The organism is Microbulbifer maximicatervae (SeqCode) (genome assembly GCF_052467815.1).
Genome location: NZ_CP174326.1, coordinates 751,917 through 771,879, shown reverse-complemented (window position 1 = coordinate 771,879; position 19,963 = coordinate 751,917). Strand labels below are relative to the sequence as shown.

Annotated in this window: 16 protein-coding genes; 2 read left to right on the top strand and 14 right to left on the bottom strand. The window is 50.4% G+C overall.

Annotation, left to right across the window (positions count from 1 at the left end; genetic code table 11):
* Positions 1 to 241: 241 nt before the first annotated feature.
* Positions 242 to 2,008, top strand: coding sequence for an aminopeptidase P family protein (locus ACJJIW_RS03255; RefSeq protein WP_444936690.1), 1,767 nt, complete (start codon positions 242 to 244; stop codon positions 2,006 to 2,008).
* A 42-nt stretch (positions 2,009 to 2,050) separates the two neighbouring features.
* On the opposite strand, the gene ACJJIW_RS03250 is transcribed toward ACJJIW_RS03255, so the two are convergent.
* From ACJJIW_RS03250 to ACJJIW_RS03185, 14 genes are all read right to left on the bottom strand, one after another.
* Complete coding sequence (locus ACJJIW_RS03250) at positions 2,051 to 2,725, bottom strand: response regulator (protein ID WP_282934331.1); 675 nt, start codon at positions 2,723 to 2,725, stop codon at positions 2,051 to 2,053.
* Between the two features lie 6 nt (positions 2,726 to 2,731).
* Positions 2,732 to 4,189: an ATP-binding protein gene (locus ACJJIW_RS03245; protein WP_282934330.1), complete on the bottom strand. Its 1,458-nt coding sequence runs from the start codon at positions 4,187 to 4,189 to the stop codon at positions 2,732 to 2,734.
* 273 nt (positions 4,190 to 4,462) lie between these two features.
* Positions 4,463 to 4,987: a hypothetical protein gene (locus tag ACJJIW_RS03240; protein ID WP_444936689.1), complete on the bottom strand. Its 525-nt coding sequence runs from the start codon at positions 4,985 to 4,987 to the stop codon at positions 4,463 to 4,465.
* A 232-nt stretch (positions 4,988 to 5,219) separates the two neighbouring features.
* Positions 5,220 to 6,503 carry a YHYH protein gene (locus ACJJIW_RS03235; protein WP_444936688.1) on the bottom strand — a complete coding sequence of 428 codons (1,284 nt, stop codon included), beginning with the start codon at positions 6,501 to 6,503 and terminating at the stop codon, positions 5,220 to 5,222.
* 285 nt (positions 6,504 to 6,788) lie between these two features.
* A complete protein-coding gene (locus ACJJIW_RS03230; RefSeq protein WP_282934327.1) occupies positions 6,789 to 7,331 on the bottom strand; it encodes a hypothetical protein in 543 nt (180 codons plus the stop codon).
* Positions 7,332 to 7,361: 30 nt separating this feature from the next.
* On the bottom strand, positions 7,362 to 8,900 hold the full coding sequence (locus ACJJIW_RS03225) for a YHYH protein (protein WP_444936687.1): 1,539 nt from the start codon (positions 8,898 to 8,900) through the stop codon (positions 7,362 to 7,364).
* Between the two features lie 30 nt (positions 8,901 to 8,930).
* The gene (locus tag ACJJIW_RS03220; protein ID WP_444936686.1) at positions 8,931 to 10,286 is read right to left on the bottom strand and encodes a YHYH protein; all 1,356 of its coding nucleotides are present in this window, start codon (positions 10,284 to 10,286) and stop codon (positions 8,931 to 8,933) included.
* A gap of 379 nt (positions 10,287 to 10,665) precedes the next feature.
* Positions 10,666 to 11,976, bottom strand: a complete 1,311-nt coding sequence (locus tag ACJJIW_RS03215) for a YHYH protein (RefSeq protein WP_444936685.1) — start codon at positions 11,974 to 11,976, stop codon at positions 10,666 to 10,668.
* Between the two features lie 203 nt (positions 11,977 to 12,179).
* On the bottom strand, positions 12,180 to 13,562 hold the full coding sequence (locus ACJJIW_RS03210; RefSeq protein WP_444936684.1) for an MATE family efflux transporter: 1,383 nt from the start codon (positions 13,560 to 13,562) through the stop codon (positions 12,180 to 12,182).
* Between the two features lie 123 nt (positions 13,563 to 13,685).
* Positions 13,686 to 14,162: a ribosomal protein S18-alanine N-acetyltransferase gene (gene rimI / locus ACJJIW_RS03205; RefSeq protein WP_282934322.1), complete on the bottom strand. Its 477-nt coding sequence runs from the start codon at positions 14,160 to 14,162 to the stop codon at positions 13,686 to 13,688.
* Positions 14,159 to 14,947, bottom strand: a complete 789-nt coding sequence (locus ACJJIW_RS03200; RefSeq protein WP_444892761.1) for a uracil-DNA glycosylase family protein — start codon at positions 14,945 to 14,947, stop codon at positions 14,159 to 14,161. Before ACJJIW_RS03200 ends, rimI begins: the two co-directional genes overlap by 4 nt.
* The gene (locus tag ACJJIW_RS03195) at positions 14,948 to 16,483 is read right to left on the bottom strand and encodes a 2-isopropylmalate synthase (RefSeq protein ID WP_282934319.1); all 1,536 of its coding nucleotides are present in this window, start codon (positions 16,481 to 16,483) and stop codon (positions 14,948 to 14,950) included.
* 382 nt (positions 16,484 to 16,865) lie between these two features.
* On the bottom strand, positions 16,866 to 17,345 hold the full coding sequence (locus ACJJIW_RS03190) for a MarR family winged helix-turn-helix transcriptional regulator (RefSeq protein WP_282934318.1): 480 nt from the start codon (positions 17,343 to 17,345) through the stop codon (positions 16,866 to 16,868).
* Positions 17,345 to 17,824: a glutathione peroxidase gene (locus ACJJIW_RS03185; RefSeq protein ID WP_282934317.1), complete on the bottom strand. Its 480-nt coding sequence runs from the start codon at positions 17,822 to 17,824 to the stop codon at positions 17,345 to 17,347. The genes ACJJIW_RS03190 and ACJJIW_RS03185 overlap by 1 nt, the downstream gene beginning before the upstream one ends.
* 171 nt (positions 17,825 to 17,995) lie before the next feature.
* Between ACJJIW_RS03185 and ACJJIW_RS03180 the strand changes: the two genes are divergently transcribed.
* Complete coding sequence (locus tag ACJJIW_RS03180) at positions 17,996 to 19,927, top strand: cytochrome c/FTR1 family iron permease (protein ID WP_444936683.1); 1,932 nt, start codon at positions 17,996 to 17,998, stop codon at positions 19,925 to 19,927.
* Positions 19,928 to 19,963: the final 36 nt, after the last annotated feature.

The following is a 19,963-nucleotide window of genomic DNA, read 5'->3' as shown; positions in this document are numbered from 1 at the left end:
AGGGGCGTATTATACACGCAGGCGTTGCTCCGAGGGTGCGGTATACTGCGAAATTAGACTTGTCAGTTTACCAGCTCGGCGAATGGGGTCATGTCAATGGGCTGAGTTGCCAGCGGGACTGGCACACCTGGACAATTTGCTCAAATCCATTTGGATTAACACTGTACTCTGTTGTGGCCAACAGTCATCGAGGTGCTTTTAGCGGTGCAGTGGCAAACTCAGTTATTGAAGGGGAGAGGTTATGAGCCGGGAGCGTTTAAAGGCATTGCGGGAAGAGTTGCAGCGGCAGGGTGTCGATGCTTTCTTGGTACCCCGGGCTGATGAGTACCAAAATGAAAGTGTGCCTGCGGCAGATGAGCGACTGCCCTGGCTGACAGGTTTCACTGGTTCCGCAGGAATGGCTGCGGTAGGCAGTCGAGAAGCGGCATTGTTTGTTGATGGTCGCTATACCTTGCAGGCGCAGCAACAACTTGGTGATCAACCCATTGAGTTAATGAGCCTCAGTCAAGTCGCGATCATTGAGTGGCTATGTAGTCAGCTGGATGCCGGTCAGTCTCTGGGGTATGACCCGCGACTGCACACGGAGCCGGGATTGGCCTTGATCAAGAAGCGATTGGCCGAAAGGGATATCCAACTGCAGCCGATGGAGCAGAGCCCCGTTGATGCCATCTGGAATGACCGCCCTGCATCTCCCTGTGGGCCTGCGCGCCCACACCCCTTCATCTTTACTGGTGAGCATTCCAAAGAGAAACGGCAGAGGATTGTCCGACGTCTCGTAGAAAAACGAGCCGATGCTTTATGGCTACCAAACCCTGAAAGCTGTGCTTGGCTTTTTAATATCCGTGGAGAGGATATTCCACACTTACCAGTGGCCTTGGCTAATGCAGTACTTTACCGGGATGGCAGTGCCACTCTTTACTTGGGGGAGGGCGCTGTAGGGGATGCGTTGATTGAGCACTTGGATAAAGATGTAAGTCTAGTCGTGGCCAAAGGGGAATTATTTGAAAATATTAAGCGCCGCCACGTCAATAAAATATGGATAGATCCCCTGATTAGCAACAGTTGGACTTTACAGCAATTGCGGGCACTGGATATTGAACTAATGCTGGAAGGTGACCCGGTCACTGAAGCCAAGGCCTGTAAGAATGCGATTGAACTGGCAGGCAGCCAGGCTGCACACGAAAGGGATGGTGCTGCGGTGTGTGAATTCCTGGCGGAAATACCTGAACAGGTTGCCACAGGCCATTTTGACGAATTGTCCGCAGTAAAGCTTTTACGAAGTAAAAGAGAGGCTCGCGAAGGCTTTCAGGGCAACAGTTTTGAGACAATTTCCGGCTATGGTCCGAATGGGGCCATTGTTCACTATCGGGTGAGCCCTGAATCCAGTTTGGCTATGAAGCCAGAAGGGGTATATCTGTGCGATTCTGGAGGCCAATATCCAGATGGCACCACCGACATTACCCGAACAGTCGCTCTGGGTGAGTTCCCACCTTCGGCAAAAGAAAATTTTACCCAAGTTTTAAAGGGACATATTGCAATTGCGACTTTGCGATTCCCCAGGGGGACTTGTGGAGAGCAAATTGATGCGCTTGCACGTCGCTCGCTGTGGGAGGTGGGTCTGGATTATGCCCATGGTACCGGTCACGGTGTTGGCAGTTTCTTAAGTGTTCACGAGGGTCCACAGCGGATAGGTAAAGCTGTAACAGGTGTTGCTCTTCAGCCGGGGATGATCGTTTCCAATGAACCGGGGTTTTATCTCACTGGGCAGTACGGCATCCGTATTGAAAATTTGGTGTTTGTGAAAAAGAGCGAAAATTATCCAGATTTTCTAGAATTTGAAGAACTTACGTTAGCTCCGATCGACCGTAATTTGATTGACGTGGCACTACTTACTGAGACCGAGCGGGAATGGCTGAATCGCTACCACCAGAGGGTGCGGGATGTGATTACCCCATTGGTTACTGAAAAAACTGCCGAATGGCTAAAATTGGCAACTGAAGCTTTGTAAGGTTAAACCCTGGGGGCTGCTTGCCCCCAGGTAGTCTTAATTTTAATTTATCTCAAACTTATATCCAGCACCGTAGACAGAGTGTATTAACTCTTTATCGGGCATAAGCACCGATATTTTCTTGCGTACTTTTTTGATATGGCTATCAATAGTTCGATCGCTGATTACACGGTAATCGGAATAGATGCGATCCATGATTTGTTCACGGGAAAAAATTCGACCGGGCTCACTGTAAAGCAGGTCAAATAGATGGAATTCCAGCGCAGTAAGGTTGGCGTCTTTGCCGCTAATTCGCAGTTGTCCGGTATTTCTATCTAAGTCAATGCCATTTGTTTGGGTTTGCTCCATTAACGGTCGACGGCGCAATACTGCTTTTACTCGGGCCACAAGCTCTCTGGGGCTGTAGGGTTTGCATACGTAGTCGTCGGCTCCAGACTCAAGGCCACGCAAACGATCGGGTTCTTCAATTTGCGCTGTCATAATAATAATGGGAACATCATTGCCTTTTTGGCGAATTTCTTCGCATATTTCCATCCCATGCCTCCCGGGTAGCATCAGGTCGAGAAGGATTAAATCTGGCTTCATGGATTCCATTTTGGGAATAACCTGATTACCATCGGAAATGATCTCGGCTTGATAGTTGGCAGCATGAAGATACTCCAGTAGTAAGTGCGCAAGCTCGGTTTCGTCTTCAACTATTAATATTTTGGCGCTCATAACTTCCTACCATTTAATCCTTTGGCTGAGGGGTAAAAAAATACTAATTTCAAGGCCGCCCAGCGTGGACGGAGTTGCAGAAATGCTACCCTCATGGGCTGTAACAATATTCTGGCAAATTGATAATCCCAAACCCGCACCGCCAGTCTCACGGCTTCGGGAACTGTCAGCCCTATACAGACGCTCAAACAGGTGTGGTATATCAGCACTAGCAACACCGGGAGCAGAATCGGCCAAAGTAATAATGGCTGTTCGGGCTTCACAGCGAGCTGCTATTTTAAGTTGTCCTCCACTATCGGTATAGCGCAGGCTATTGGTTAACAGATTGCTAAATAACTGGTTGAGGCGTGCTTCGTCTGCATAAACAAGCTTGTCTTCCGATAGTTGGAGGTTACTACTTAAACAAATATCTTTCTGTTCGAATGGAATTTCAAAGTCTTCGATAATGCTTCGTAGGGTTTTTTCCAGGGAAATGTCGGATTTGCAGTAACTCAAAGCGCCTGCGTCAGAGAGCGATAACTCATAGAGGTCATCTATTAAGCGACTCAATTGTTGAATTTTGCTATGTAGTATACGCATGTTCTCTGGTGAAGCTGATCTGATACCATCCTGAATGGCCTCAATCTGCCCTTTTAATACTGCAAGAGGTGTGCGCAGTTCATGTGAAATATCTGCCATCCAACGGTTTCGGGCATGTTCATTGGCCTCCAAAGTTGCAGCGAGGCGATTAAAGTCAGCGCTTAACTGGCCCAGTTCATCCCTCTGTTCTATGTCAATGCGGATCTTGAAGTTGCCCGATGTCAGTTGGGATGTGGCTTCGGTTAACTTGCGAATAGGCCTGACCAACTGCCAGGCAAGGGGTAGGGCTATTGCCAGTGCCAGAATGAAAGTGGCAATAGAAATAATAGCGAAGGTTTGTGATTGCTCTTTCACAAATCCCACTGCTAAGTCGTCATCGAGCACAGGTAGTGGGTTGATAGCTAGGTAACCAACAGTTTCCCCATTTACGACCAATGGCTGCATCGCCATATTCTCAGACCCTGAAAAACGGCCTATCAGGGGCCTTTTCTCTTTGTTTAATAGGGTTAGACGACCGCTTAGTGATTTGCCCCCGGAGTGTTCAGGTGGGGGTTCCGGTGGCCGGTGAGGGCCTCTCCTGCTCGGAGGTGGGCGGCGTGGGTGAGGTGGGGGTGACATATCCCCAAAGTAACTGGGCATAACTTGCATATGAAGCTGTTGCCAGCGCAAGCCATTGCCATCCATGGATTGCCAGCTCCCCTCGCTGGCGTAGATACTCTGTAACTCATCCACCAGATCGCCCACTTCGCGCAATTCCTGGGACTGGATATAGTTCATGAAGCCATGATTAAAGCTCCATTGAAAGAATACGAACATTCCGCCAACAGTAATTGCAGTAGTTAATAAGAAAGCGAGACTGAGTTTATAGCGAATATTTAGCGACATAGCCGATAGCTTGGGACTCCAATAGCCTGAGTTCATAGAGGGCTTGAGTGTAGTTTACTGTGCCGGCATTCGGAAAATACTAGCCAGGAGAGTAAGCCTACACTTACAGCAAATGCCAGAGCAATCTTTTGACACCCAATGAACCTGCCTCCCGATAAGGGTAGGTGGGGTGAGCTGAGATTGGCTTGGTAATCCAAAGCTGTTGTTGGGGCCTCCATGCCCTGAAATATGTAAGAATAAGAATAGCTCTTACGTGTGTTTACCGGTTGGTTGTCACCGGCTGGGCAGGTCAATACCGGAGTCTTGCCCTATGGGTGATGTGGAAAAGCGGTGTAATATAAGCTCACGCTTGTCGAGCTGGATAAACAGGGTTGCAAGAATCCTCTTTCCTCCGCGGCTCCATGTGCTGTGGTCATGGGCATTAAGGGTAACGGTGATTTGATTGAACCCTGGTTTAAACAGTTTGTCAGGTAGATGTAAATCTGGACCATATACTCGTTGTATTTTCTTGCCATTGATATAAAGGTGGGCATGGCCTTCTAGAAATTGCTCTGAGGTGTCATTGGCATAGCGAGGGGACTCCAGCTCGAACCGATCATAGTTTATATGAAGGTTATAACCAGACATTTTATCGCGGCGAATATCCAGTTCGATACGAGGTGCGGCATTGTGTAGGGGTATCTCAACTACAGGGTGCTGATCGCCTTTATGGCCAGCATGTGGATCTTGCTGTGCTGTGGCGGAGTTAGCTAGTCCCCAAATAATGGATCCCACTATTAGGGTTCGTAGAATTTTCATAATAGTCTCAATCCCAGGTTTGGGGGCAGCACTTAATATTTAGTCGTGAGTTGTCGTTGTGAATACCCCAAGGTGCTCGTGTTATCTGTTTAAAGGGCCGTTATCTCCAAACATCTCCCCCGCCAGGTATTGATCTTCGGGAAGAGAGGGTAGCCGCAGCGTTTTTTGCGGCTCCATGGAGATATCTGCTGCCCAAATCAAACAACTCAGTTTTAAATGTCAGCACATCAAGTTACTGTGTTGAGCATTCACTGATAATGGTTTGGTCATCTAACTTGCCATAAAAGCGGGGCCCAAAAGTGTAGGGGAAAGCGGGAACCAGCTCGCCGTCATCATCGACAGTTACTGTCAGGTGGTAGTGGTATCCTCGCTCGTCATCTGTATGGCCGTTATGCTGGTCTAAATAAACTCCACCTTCATTGGTCAGATCTTCATCCCAATAATAGTCCTCATAGAAAAAGCCAGCGGTTGTTGTGAATTCATTGCCGGAAAGAGATGTATAAGAGTCACTTGTCGTAGGGCCGGTATTGGATGTTGTTTCAACCCCCTGAGAAAGGTCATACTCATCCACCAACAGGCAGCTTCTCTCACCTGCAACTCCACAACCACTCTCTGAAGTGGGGTCGTCATAGTCGCGCACTGCCCAGCTGCTTTCTGCGAGTTCCCCCTCGCCTTCCCAAGGGCCGTAGATTGCATAACCATCAGCGGTATAGCCGTAAATTGGGGAGTGGTCATCGCCTATATCGCCGACGAGGTCGGCAAGGCAGTCGCTGTAAAAGTGGTGGTGATAATCTCCATTTGCAGCATGTCCACCACAAATATCAACATCGTAGATCTCCGCGACTGGTGCCAGGGTTTGCCAAGTACCATCCACAGATTGGCCATCTCCCCAGTCATAAATAGAGACGCCATTTACCCAATAGCCCTGCACTCCGAGTCCGGTTGCACAGTCTTCTGTGGCGGGTTCGGGCTCGGCAGGAAAATATCCAACATGAGAGACGTTTTCTGGGCAAACAAGCCCCGGGGGCCAAAATCCATAGCCAGCATCAACGTCGCAGGTGCCTATGTTTGTGTAGCCAATATCCTGCCCAAAACTGACAATATCCCCGACACTTACTGTGGGGCTGCCTGTCTCGAAGTCAGAGGAGGCAAATGGACGTTCAAGTAGTCCGTCGAGAATGCTCTGGGTAATTTCAATTTCATAGTCGGGGACCCCTGTTGCTGAGACAACAGTATATTCCTTACCATCTACAGTTTCAGTCTCAACACTCTGGACATTTACCAAAACTTGTTCATTGCTATCATTTTCGTAAATGTAGGGAGCGCGCTCGTCGTCGGTATTCATGATCCAGACACCGGTATCAGTGCTGGAATCTGAGTCATTAGAAGAGGTTTCAGAGGAGTTGTCATCATCAGAGGACGAACTGCTATCGCATCCCTGTAGTGCTCCGAGAGATATTATTAACGCTAGTGCATAAGAGAATGCCGGTTGGCCAGTCCGGTCTAGAATTTTCATTATTGTCATATTACACCATGGCTTGAGGAGAGGTTGCGCCTCGAACTTAGCGTACAAAAGTGAACGAAATGTGGATGGCCAGCCAGCTTGAATTTATACCCGCTATTAACTCCTGATTTTTTCTGATTTATGCCTTGGATTTAAAGTCGATGTTCCACCAATTAAATAAAATATAGGTATTTTATTGTGGGATACCTAATAGGTGTTTAATCGTTGAATATCGATTCATAATATATTCTTCTACTTTAGTGTGAGCGTTTTCTTCAGAAGACCTCCGGCCTTCAATTAGCTTTTAGGTTGACTAAGTTTGGCAATTTGTTTGTTGCCCCCAAGAGGTGATGTTGAAAAACGATGAAGTACTAGTTCCTTCTTATCGAGTTGCACAAATAAGGTTGCCAGTATTCGCTTTCCACCACGGCTCCAGGTGCTATGGTCGTGTGCGTTGAGAGTTACAGTGACTTGGTTAAAACCGGGCTTTAGTAATTTTCCGGGAATATGTAAATCTGAGCCATAAAGGCGTTGGATTTTTTCCCCATTGATGTAAAGGTGGGCGTGCCCCTCTAGAAACTGCTCAGAATCATCATTGGCAAAGCGAGGAGATTCCAGTTCAAACCGATCGTAGTCAATATGTAGGTTATAGCCGGACATATCGTCGCGGCTCATGTCCAGTTCGATTCTGGGGGCGGCAACATGCAGAGGTATCTCTATCACTGGATGCTGATCGCCATTGTGGCCCGCGTGAGGATTTGGCTGTGCCGCATACGCGGTCATAGAGGCTGAAACGATCCAGGCCAAAGACCCAGCGATAAAGAACCTGTGCATTTTCATTTAACTCTTACTCCCAAGTTTGAATATGAGTTAGCGACCAACGGTGGTTGAGCACCGATTGACGATAGTTTGGTCATCCAGTTTGCCGGCAAAGCGCGGGCCGAAGGTAAATGGGAAAGCTGGAACTAATTGGCCATTGCTGTCTTGCGTCACTGTCAGGTGGTAGTGATAACCTCTTTCGCTGTCAGTGTGTCCATTGAATTGATCCAAGTATTCGCGACCTTGCGCCGTAAGGCTTTCATCCCAGTAGTAATCCTCGTAGAAAAAACCTGCAGGAGTTTCAAATTCATTTCCGGATTGAGAAGTGTAGCTGCCGCTGGTAGTGGGGCCGGTGTTATTTGTATTGGAAACACCGCGATCAATATCATATTCATCTATTAGCAGACAGCTGCGTTGCCCGGCAACACCGCACCCGGTATCAGAGCGAGGATCATCGTAATCCCGGATTGCCCAGCTGCTTTTAGCTAGAACACCTGTGTCTTCCCAAGGGCCATAAATTGCGTATCCATCGGCAGTGTAGCCGTAAATTGGAGAGTGGCCATCTGCGGTATCTCCGGCAATTTCAGCTAGACAGTCACTGTAAAAGTGATGGTGGTAATCGCCGTTGGCCGCATGGCCACCACAGATATCCACGTCATAAACTTCTGCCATGGGGGCCAGGGTGTGCCATGTATTATTTACAGACTGCCCGTCACTCCACTGGTAAATAGAGGTCCCATTTACCCAGTAGCCTTGTACGCCAAGCCCAGTTTCACAGTTATCTGTGGATGCTTCTGGTTCAGCAGGAATATAGCCTACATGGGAAACGTTTTCGGGGCAGACGGGGCCGGGGGGCCAGAAACCGTAACCTGCCTCAGAGCCGCAGCTGGAATTACTGCGATAGCCGATGTCCTGGCCAAAGCTAACAACCTCACCTGCCTGCACCTGGGGGTAGCCACTGACAAAATCTGAAGAGGCTTTTGGGCGGTTAATGAGTGCGTCTAATATTTCCTGTGTTATTTCAATTTGATAGTCCGGGATACCGGTAGCTGATATACGGGTATATTCTTTTCCGGCAACGGTCACAGGCTCAACACTTTGCACGTTAACCAGTACCTGCTGATTACTGTTATTTTCGTAAATATAGGGCGCACGTTCGTCCGTTGAATTGACAATCCAAGTAATGTCTGAGTCGCCTGTTGTTGAATTTTCCTCGTCGTCTGAAATGGTGGAGTTATCTGAGGAGTCGGAATTGTCTTCGTTTACGTCCGTAGACGAGTCCCCATTATTACCAGATGTATCTTCTGTTTCATCGATAGACGTTTCTGATGAATCATCTACTGTAGTATCTGTTGAGTTTTCTTCCTCTGTTACATCGTCGTTTGAGTTGGTGGAGGAATCTGCATTGTTATTTCTAGTGTTTTCCGAATTATTATTTTGCCAGTTTCTTCCGTTGCTATTACGAACAGGTACTTCCCTAACCGAACGTTGATCGTTGTTATGTCCCGAACTGGGATTAGGTTGAGCCACAACAGTGGCTGCAGATAGCCAGACTAATGAGCCGGCAAGAAAGTACCCGTTAATTTTCACGAGAAGGTTACCTCAATTTATCTTTATTGGTTACCGCCCTACGGTTGTTGAGCATCGGCTGACAACAGTTTGGTCGTCCAATTTTCCGTAAAAACGCGGTCCAAAAGTGAAGGGAAAGGCGGGGATTAATTGTCCATCGCTATCGACAGTGACCGTAAGGTGATAATGGTATCCTCGCTCATCATCCGAATGGCCATTGTACTGATCTAAATAGACTCCACCTTGGGCCGTAAGTTCTTCATCCCAATAATAATCTTCATAGAAAAAACCAGCAGTTGTTTCAAATTCATTTCCAGAGGCCGAGGTATATGAATCGCTGGTGGTTGGGCCAGTATTAGAAGTGGTTTCTACACCTTGGGAAATATCGTATTCATCGACTAATAAACAGCTGCGTTCGCCGGCAACACCACAGCCACTTTCGGATGAGGTATCGTCGTAATCGCGAACAGCCCAACTACTTTCCGCCAATTCACCTTCACTTTCCCAGGGGCCGTAAATTGCATAGCCATCGGCAGTGTAGCCATAAATTGGAGAGTGGTCGTCACCAATATCGCCGACCATTTCTGCGAGACATTCACTGTAAAAATGGTGATGATAATCGCCGTTTGCCGCATGGCCACCGCAAATATCAACATCGTAGGCCTCAGCGAGGGGGGCGAGTGTATGCCATGTATTATCAACACTCATCCCGTCACTCCATTGATAAATAGAGGTTCCGTTTACCCAATAACCTTGTACGCCTAAACCGGTTTCGCAACTATCAGTTGCGGGTTCAGGGTCAACGGGAAAATAACCAACGTGGGAAACATTTTCAGGGCAAACGGGCCCAGGCGGCCAAAAGCCATAGCCAGCTTCAGCGCCACAAGAAGAATTACTTTGGTAACCAATATCCTGACCAAAACTGACAATATCTCCGACGCTTACGTAGGGGCTGCCTGTTAGAAAATCAGAAGATGCTTTTGGGCGTTCCAGTAGAGCATCGAGAACGGTTTGTGTAATTTCGATAGTGTAATTTGGAATGCCAGTTGCAGAAACAACAGTATATTCTTTACCGTCGACAGTTTCAGATTCAACACTTTGAACATTTACCAATACTTGTTCATTGCTGTTAGTTTCATAGGTATAGGGTGCGCGCTCATCATCAGTATTTAAAATCCAAACCCCGCTGTCGGCGCTTGAGTCTGAGCTGCCACTATCATCTGACGAGTCGTCATCGCTACTGGAATCTGAATCACTGCTACTGTCTTCCGCTGTAGTGTCTGATGAGTCAGATGAAGAGCTGCTGCCTCCACCACATGCCTGCAGTGCACCGGAAAGCAGTACCAAAGATATTGCATAGGGCAAAATGGACTGTCGATCCCTTGGAAAAATTTCCGTTAATTTCATATCACACCGTGAATTAGGAGGGGGGTGAGTCTGAAATTAGCGTATAAAAGTGGAGAAAATGTGGACAAATATTGACCTGATTTGCGCTGTGATAAATTTCTTGGACCTTTTTTTTACTTTGTGCGTAAAGTCATAAGTATGGATTTTTTTTTAGCGATAAAAGGCAAAAACTTGGTTATTTAATCGTTTCTTTTAGGGTTATAAGTTTTTATTTTTATTTTCTTGGAGAGAATATAATTCTCAATAAGATTTTAGCTGACTGATTGGTTCTCTATTGGCTTTTGGAAATTTATCGGGTGAGTGTGTTTCGGTCTGAAATTGTTGATCTATTCCGGACCGAAACAAAATGTAGTAAATAGCTGCTTTCTTTCTGGCCTAGCTACATGGGCGGTGGGCCAGGGGGAAAACCTCCGCCGACTTCATCGGAGCAAACATTCACAATTGTTTGGTCATCGAGTTTGCCGTAAAAGCGGGGCCCAAAGGTATAGGGGAATGATGGGGTCAGCTGCCTTTCATCATTCAGCTCTACCGTTAGGTGGTAGTGATAACCACGCTCGCTGTCACTGTGCCCATTGTATTGATCCAGATAAGCGCCCTCCAGATTGGTTAAATTGGAGTCCCAGTAATAGTCTTCGTAAAAAAAACCGCTGGTGGTTTGAAAAAGGTTGCCTGATAGGGACGTAAATGTATCGCTGGTACTGGGGCCGGATTGGGCAAGTGAATTTGTGCCCTGTGATAAGTCGTACTCATCTACCAGTAAACAACTGCGCTCACCGGCAATCCCGCAGCCGCTGGTAGAGTCGGCATCGTCATAGTCTCTAGTGACCCAGCTACTTACTACAAGTACGCCATCGGCCTCCCAAGGGCCATAAATGGGATAGCCATCAGCGGTAAACCCATAGAGGGGGGAGTGGCTATCTCCAGTGTCTCCAACCAAGTCGGCCAGGCAATCGCTGTAGAAGTGATGGTGATAGTCTCCCCGAGCAGCGTGTCCACCACAGATATCAACGTCGTACATCTCAGCGACCGGTGCCAAAGTGTGCCAGGTACCATTCACAGACTGTCCATCGCTCCATTGGTAGATAGAGGTTCCGTTGACCCAATAACCCTGCGGTCCGAGTCCACTCTCACAGTCTTCTTCCGAGACCTCTGGCTCAGTTGGAAAATAGCTGTTGTGGGAAACATTTTCTGGGCAGACCGGGCCCGGCGGCCAAAATCCAAACCCCGCTTCGGCGTAGCAGGTATTTGGATTACTGCTAAAGCCGATATCCTGGCCAAAACTCACGATATCGCCAATTTGTACTGTGGGGCTGCCGTAGACAAAGTCGGTGTTTGCCTTGGGGCGATTGATTAGCTCGTTGTAAATAGCGGTGGTGATTTCAATTTCATAATCCGGGATACCGGATGCAGTGACTTGAGTGTATTCCCTGCCGTCGACAGTGACAGTTTCGATGCTTTGCACATTGACCAGGACCTGCTCATTGCTATTGCCCTCATAGATGTAAGGCGCGCGCTCATCGTCGGTATTTAGCACCCAGGGGCTGCTGTCATCGCCAGTATCGTCATCTGATGGGGGTGGATCTGAATCGTCATTGTCGCACCCTGTTAAAGGTGCACAGACCAGAAGTATTGTCAGTGCGCTGATTAATAGGGTGCGGGTTTGAAGGGGGGAAATCTCCTGAAGCCTCATCGAATCACCATCCATGTTTCGCAGTAAGAGAAGAAGGCGGGCTATGCTGCTGTCTGCCGGGGTTTGGAGGAATTTTAAGTTATCGGCAAAAATGGCAAGTAATGTGTACGCTGCCCGTTAAGGCACTGATTTCCTTGTGTTGTGTTTTTGGGGGTGGTGGATAGATATGGGCCGAGTCAGGAGTGATTCGGCCCACAGATCGATTAGTTTGTTGACAGCTCGGGGCTGGATGTTGTCTCTGCTGTGCGCTGGTGCGTATCGCGGCGCAGCCACCACCAGGAAACAAAGCCGAGAATCAGGTTGGATGCTGCTGTAGCGACAAACAGGCCGGTCATGCCCCACAGGCTGTTTCCAATCCAGGCCAGGGGGAGGTATAGGCCCAGTACCCGCAGGAAAGAAATGACGGTTGCAGGCAGCGGTTTCCCGAGCCCATTGAATGCGGCATTGGCAGACATCACAAAGCCGTACCCGGCATAGCTGAGAGGTACCAGGGTCAGGTAGGCAACAGCGACGGTGAGAACTTCAGTGGAATCACTGAACAGACTTACGATAGGTTCTGCAACAAAGTAGAGAAGCACAGCCAGTCCCGCTCCAAATACCAGGCAGAATCTTGCCAGTACACTCACGGTTTCCCGAAGGCGGTCGGTCTTTTCCGCCCCGGCGTTCTGTCCCATAAAGGGGCCGACCACAGAGGAAAGTGCGTAAAACACAATGAGTGCCAGGGGTTCTACTCGGAGTGCGACTCCCAGGCCTGCGACGGCATCTTCGCCGTGCACGGCAACGAGTGCAACGACAACACCTCCGGATACGGGAATAATGACATTGGTGAGCACAGCGGGAAGCCCGACAGCCAACACTTTGCGCCAGGATTCGAGTAGGCCGCTCAGCCGCCATTGTGGGGCTGTCATTAGGTGTTCTTTTTTGATGATGAAGTAAAGTGCAGCAATAAAGCTCAGGGCGCGCACGATAATCGTAGCGATAGCTGCTCCCTGGAGCTCAAGCCGGGGAAAGCCGAAAAGCCCAAAAATCAAAATGGGGTCGAGAATCAGGTTCAGTAGGGCTACCGCCACCATAATACGGCCGGTTACCGCGCTGTTACCAATGGCGCGAAGAGCAGCGAGCGCGACGGTCGGGACAATGACAAAGATGGTTCCCAGATACCAGGGGATCATGTAATCGGCAATAAGCGGAAGCATATCGGGGCCGGCGCCCAGCAGCTCAAATAGAGGGCGCATGGTGGCCAGGCCGATTGCAGTAATCACAATAGCAATCAGCAGTGCCAGTACAGATGCGTCAGTTACCAGGCGGCGAACGTTCTTTATATCCCCTGCGCCGTAAACCCGGGCCACAGCCGAAGAGGTACCTGCGCCGAGGCCGATAGCAAAGCTGTTTATGGCCATCACTACCGGAAAGGTAAAACTCATCGCTGCCAGGGGGCCATCGCCCAGCTGGGAGACAAAATAGGTATCGGCGATATTAAAGGACATGGCGGCGAGAATTCCCCAGACCATGGGTAGCGCCAGTCTCTGTAAGTGACTGGAAACTGAGCCTTCCAGCAGTGATGGGCTGCTTTTTGATAGAGACATGTATAACTCTTGTCAATCCAACGAGGGGGTTGGGAAGTCGGGAATAGTGTTACAGAGCAGGAGTGGTTGCCTGCCGTTCAAGGCCTTGTCGGTAAGGCGGGAATTCCGAATGAGAGGCTCATTCTACGACTGAGTGTCATTCAGAGCGAGACTCATGAGTACAGCGTCCTCGCGCATGCCGTTTTGCGCGGGGTAATAATTTTTGCGTATCCCGTCTTCAGAGAAACCCAGTTTGCGATAGAGGGAGCGCGCAGCGAGATTGGATACCCGCACCTCGAGCAAAACTCGTTCAATTTCGCTGGGCAATTCCGTTTTCACGCTGTTTAGTAGTGCCTCAGCGAGGCCCTGTCGGCGTCGCGCTGGGGATACGGCAATATCCAGGATTTCTGCTTGGTTAAACAGACTACTGATCACGCAACAGGCGATAATGTCATCGCCTTGGATCAGGACCCAGCAGTAGTGGCCAGCGCTGAGACTCTGCTGGTATTGGGCTTCACTCCACGGATGACTGTGGGCACTTTTTGCCAACTGGGCCAGAGATGCACAGTCGTCGGCAACGGCGGAGCGCAACTGTAGCTCAGTGTAATTTAAATTGGTCATTCTGCGCGGGTTTCAGTCGGATAACTAGTGCGCAACAGATTCCACAGGGGGCGTTTAAGTTCGGGGGCTCGCAATAGTTGCGAGAGGCTGGGCGTACTAATTAAGCGGGCCCTCTGCCATTCGACAACCTGGCTTTCCAAAGGGATTGGAGTGCAAAAATCTTGAGCCTCACTACCCATCAGCCAGATGGATTTAACCGGCATGCGAGAATAAGAGGCCTCTAACCAGCTGGAGAATGTATCGCGAGCCTGTGAGGCGTCTTCGGCTGGACCAAAGCGATTTTCTGTTAAAGGCCATTGCAGGCGTTCCTGTTGCCGGGGGAGCTGGTGCCAGTGCAAGGCGCGGAGAATATTGTTGAACAGGGCTTCCAGGGGGAGAGCTGCACCGGGCTCGTGGCTGTCCACGGCCAGGAGTTCTTCCCCAATACGCCAGCAGTTCAAAACAAAAGGTTTAACATTGTGCTGGGGGGGGGCAACAGGAGCCGGTGTCACTGCCACCGTCTCTTGTGGGCGTTTTGTCTGGTCGGTGAGAGCGCTTATTTCATCTAGCACACGGGCGTTGCGCTCCAGACTCTGCACCGGCTGGGTAATTATCTGATCTGCTGAGTGGGGCAGTGGATTTTGAGCTATTCCACTTGCAACCGGAGGCTGCTGAGTCCCAGGAGCCTCTTCGGCGGGAGGCAGTTCGGCCTGGCGAGGATCGGGTGCGAGCGGCAATACGAATCGGGGCACATAGCTTGGAACCCCAAGTACTGATAAATATTCCGCTCGCTGAAGCTCGTTCACTTATACGCCCTGTTTCTTACTCTCACTGCTGGCGAGCAAGTTTAACGCATCCATGTAGGCTTGTGCTGAAGCAATCAGGATATCCGTATCCGCGCCAACGCCATTGACCAGGCGGCCGTCCTTTTCCAGGCGCACTGTAACGGACCCTTGGGAGTCTGTTCCCTGGGTGACCGCATTTACAGAATACAGTTTTAAATCGGCGCCACTGTTTACCAGCTGTTCAATAGCTTTGAAGGTGGCATCTACGGGGCCGCCACCGCTGGCTTCAGTCTGCCGGAGTTCTCCGTCAATGGTGAGGCTGACAAAGGCCTGGGGGGCTGAACCGATTTTGGTGCGCACATCTAGGTCGCTCAGTTGGAACCGTTCCACTGGGGATTCGCCTCCGCTCACCAGAGACTGCAGATCTTCGTCAAAGATCTCATGTTTCTTGTCGGCGAGGTCTTTAAAGCGGGCAAATACCTGCTGGAATTCTTCGGTATCGGCGAATTCTACCCCCAGCTCTTCGTAGCGGGCGCGGACAGCAGCCCGGCCGGAGTGTTTACCGAGAACCAGACGGTTTTGACCCCAGCCTACATCTTCAGCGCGCATGATTTCGTAGGTCTCGCGGTGTTTCAGAACACCATCCTGGTGAATACCGGATTCATGGGCAAAGGCATTAGCACCGACAATGGCCTTGTTGGGCTGTACCGGGAAGCCGGTAATCGACGACACCATTCTCGAAGTGGGTACGATGTGGCTGGTATCCAGCCCTGTTTCTACCGGGTAGAGATCCTGGCGGGTTTGTACTGCCATAACGATTTCTTCCAGGGAGGCATTACCGGCGCGCTCTCCCAAGCCATTGATGGTGCACTCCACTTGGCGCACACCGTTCATCACGGCCGACAGGGAGTTGGCAACGGCGAGGCCCAGGTCGTTGTGACAGTGGGTCGAAAAGATGGCTTTGTCGGAGTTGGGAACGTTTTCGATAACGCGACGGAACATAGCCCCATATTCTTCCGGCTCTCCGTAACCAACGGTGTCGGGAATATTGATAGTGCCGGCTCCTGCCGCAATAACCGCTTCGATGATGCGATACATAAATTCCGGCTCGGAGCGGCTGCCATCCTCAAGGGAGAATTCCACATCGTCAGTAAAGTTGCGCGCTGTTTGAACCGCTTTCACTGCCTGCTGCAACACCGCTTCCGGTTCCATTTGCAGCTTGTATTTCATATGGATTGGAGAAGTGGCAATAAATGTGTGGATACGGGAGGCGTTGGCATTCTTCAGGGCTTCGCCAGCGCGCACGATATCGGCATTGACCGCTCGGGCAAGGCTGCAAACCCGTGATTCGGTAACGGCTTCAGCGACGGCCTTGACCGACTCGAAGTCTCCGGGACTGGCAATCGCGAATCCAGCCTCAATGACATCGACACGCATTCTCTCGAGCATGCGGGCGATACGAATTTTTTCCTCTCTCGTCATAGAGGCGCCAGGACTCTGCTCACCATCGCGCAGAGTGGTATCAAAAATGACTAACTTATCTTTTTTAGTGCTCATTTTCGTTTGTTCTCCTTATTTGCTTTGAGGCTAAACAGGGGGCCTTGCCGCTGTCTATGCATCGCTCAAATAAAGTTTGGAATTCTGTTGGGGGTGGGGGGGAGAAAAATTATATGCCGCGCAGGGGCAGTCGTAGCGAGAAAGCTAGGGCAAGAAAAGACTGGCGCTGAGTGATAAATGGAGTCTTCATATACAACAGTTTCCGCGTTAGGTCGGATTCAGGGCATTATGAAGTGTAATCAAGTTGAAGGTCAATGCTGATCCTAATATTGGCGTTTAATTTTCCTATTTTGTTATATTGCTTTCATTTATGTCGGGTTTTTGATGTTTTTATCCTTGCTTTGGTGGACGGCCCCACTGGAGCTTTCAATGGGGCCCGCTCTTAAGGGGCGGTATCGGTCAATTTATGCAGAAACTGCCACAAGTCTCCGTGTAGTTGCTCTACCTCGCTGCGGCTGATACGGCTGTTGTCCAGCTGTGCTGTCACCCACTCTCTGGCTCTTGGTTTAAGGGCAAGGCCTTCCTTTGTCACAGTGATCAGGGTTATCCGTTCATCCAGATTGCTGCGGCGACGCTTGACCAGGCCGTTTTGCTCCATCCGCTTGAGCAGCGGGGTCAAGGTGCCGGAATCCAGCATCAGCCTCTGCCCCAGTGCACTGACGCTCTGCTCTTCTTCCGATGGCGCCTTGGTGTTGGCCCACTCCCACAGAACCATTAAAACCAGATATTGCGGATAGGTGATCCCCAATTCCTTTAGCATCGGCTGGTAGGCGCGGGTCATTGCTCGGGATGCGGCGTAGAGGGCAAAACATAGCTGGCGGTTCAGTGCCAGCTCGCCGGAATCGTCATCACAGACAACCATCAGAGCATGCGCTCGATTTCTGTCTCCAGGGATGCTGGTGCATCCTTCGGCGCGTAGCGTTTAACATTCTCGCCATTCTTGCCGATCAAGAACTTCGTGAAATTCCACTTAATGCCCTCGGTTCCCAATAGGCCCGGCGCACGTTTCTTGAGCTCCACAAACAGCGGGTGAGCTTCATCGCCATTGACGTCCAGCTTGGCGTAGACGGGGAAGCTGACTCCAAAGTTCAGTTCACAAAACTCCTGAATTTCCTCATCGCTACCGGGTTCCTGCTTGCCAAATTGATTGCAGGGAAAGCCCAAGACGGTAAATCCACGGTCTTTGTATTTTTTATATAAATCCTCAAGGCCCGCATATTGCTTGGTGAAGCCACATTTACTGGCCGTGTTAACAACTAGCACCACCTTGTCTTTGTAATCGGCCAGAGTGGTCTTTTGCCCATCAGCGGTTTGCACAGGAATTGAGTAGAGATCGGTCATTGGGAGAGCCTCGACGGTTTGTATTTTGCTAAATTTAGTTGTGCACAATCTTTTTTGCAACCGCTTTATTTGGGAGTAGCCCTTTTGCAGGCTTTATTGTGAGAATGATTACCAATTATATTATGCGCCAGATTGATAAAACCCTTTTGCAATAACAGTAAAGGATTCTCCATGCGCCTCACCTTACACTTGGCCCGCCTGCTAGTGGCGCTACTGGCCATTACGGTTCTACCCGTCCAAGCCCAGGCCTCCGGTCTTTCAGAGCAGGAATTGCGCCAGCTGATGCAGATGACAGAGTACATCGGTGTGGATTACCCGGAAGCGGTGGCAGACGGGGAGATCATTAGTGACGATGAGTTTGCAGAGATGCAGGAGTTCGCCTCGGTACTGATCGATCGCGGCGCACAACTGCAAGAGTCGCCCGAAGCGGCGATGATCCGCACCGAGGCGGATGCGTTGCAAGCGGCGATTCTCCGCAAGGCCAATGTGCAGGAAGTGCAAGCGCATACCGCCAAGTTGCGTCAGGGGCTACTATCTATCGCCCCCGCGCTATCTTTACCCACTGCATTGCTGAATGTGGATGAGAGTCGCGCTATCTACCAGGCGCAGTGTGTTACCTGCCATGGTATTGAGGGTAGAGGGGATGGCCCCTTAGCGGCACAGTTGGAGCCGGCGCCTACAAACTTCTACGAGTTGGAGCGCGCTGAAAATCGCTCCCTGTTGGGCCTTTACGATGCTATCAGTAACGGTATCGATGGCACTGCAATGACCGCCTTCAAAAACCTGAATGAGCAGCAGCGCTGGTCCCTGGCATTTTATGTTGGCGGCCTGGCTTTCCAAGGTGAAGTGGGGGAGGGCGAAGGCGCTGAGCCGAGCTTGCAGGATATAGTGATGTACAGCCCCAATGTGCTGCAGAGTGATCGCCCGGAACTGTCCGGCGCGGCAGTTGGCTCCCTGCGTGCCGACCCCACACCCTTCTTTGCTGGTGAAGAGAGCCTCGGCACCCAGCCGATTGAGATAGCCCGTGCGCAACTGGAAAAGTCCCTGGTGGCCTACCAGGAAGGTAACTACGATCACGCCCGCACCCTAGCTATTAGTGCCTACCTGGACGGTTTTGAGATGGCGGAGAGTTCTCTGGATTCCCTCGATGCCGATCTGCGTAAAGCCACTGAGCGGGAGCTGCTGGGGCTGCGCAGTCAACTGAATGCCGATAGTAACCCCGAGCAAGTCGGGGCTCAGGTACAGGTAATTCTTGAGCAACTCGGGCGCGCCGAATCTTTAATGCAGGAGACAACTCTCTCTGCGGGTGCACTATTTATTGCCAGCTTGGTGATTCTTCTGCGCGAAGGTCTCGAGGCGCTACTGGTAGTGATTGCACTGACAACGATTCTGGTAAAAACCGGTCGTAGCGATGCGTTGAAATTTGTTCACTTCGGTTGGATCAGCGCCGCGGTCGCAGGTGTTGTTACTTGGGTTGCCGCACAGAGTTTGGTTTCCATCAGTGGCGCCAGCCGGGAAGTTATGGAGGGGGTCGCAGCGCTTCTGGCCGCAGTTGTGCTCTTCTATGTGGGTTTCTGGATGCACAGTAAGACCCAGGCGGATCAGTGGCAGCAATATATCCAGAACAGCATCAACCGTAGCCTTAGCGCTGGCGCCCTGTGGGGCATCGCCGGTCTCGCATTTGTCGCTGTGTACCGCGAAATTTTTGAAACCATCCTGTTCTACCAGGCCCTATTGGTGCAAACAGCTTCCAGTCAGTACAGCGCCCTATGGGGTGGCCTCGCTGCCGGTGCGATATTGCTGGTTGTGTTGGGCATTGCCTTTGTGCGCTTCTCTGCTCGCTTGCCTATAGGCAAGTTCTTCTCCATGACGACCTATTTACTGTTGGCGTTGTCATTTGTTCTTGCGGGCAAGGCAGTCGCGGCACTGCAAGAAGCGGCGTGGATTGCGATTTCTCCGCTGCCGGTAAATCTCAGCTTCGACTGGTTGGGTATCTATCCGACTTGGCAAGGTGTTGGTGTTCAGGGGGCAATACTGGTTGTCGCTCTGTGGTTGCTACTGAAAGGCAGCCGCTCAGATTCCAGTTCCGCTAAAGCGGCCTAAATGGCCTTCGGGTACCCGCAACTCTGTGGGTACCCT